General features: G+C 47.3%; 1 protein-coding gene. It reads right to left on the reverse strand.

Annotated elements, in window-relative coordinates; genetic code table 11:
* Window positions 1–42 precede the first annotated feature (42 nt).
* A partial coding sequence (locus tag ACRHOZ_RS21120; protein ID WP_431130286.1) for a diguanylate cyclase occupies window positions 43–256 on the reverse strand: 214 nt, incomplete at its 5' end.

Genomic DNA, 256 nt, shown 5'->3' on the forward strand with positions numbered 1-256 from the left:
GTGGATGATTTCAATTCAATTTATTTACATGAGGAATTAATTTTACCCTTCGGCGCAGACCCGATCGCGTCCGTTTTGCTTGGCCAGATACAGGCGATGATCGGCAACAGACTGCAAATTTTCAAAGTTATACTCACCCGAATCCTCGCTACAGCTCACCCCAAACGAAGCGGTAATACGCAAAGACGTGCTGTTACCCAGCAAAATTTCGCGGCTATTGATCCGGATACGGATCCGTTCAGCAATCGCCTTCGCT

The sequence above is a fragment of the Flagellimonas flava genome (assembly GCF_050617915.1).
Taxonomy (GTDB): Bacteria; Bacteroidota; Bacteroidia; order Flavobacteriales; family Flavobacteriaceae; genus Flagellimonas; species Flagellimonas flava_A.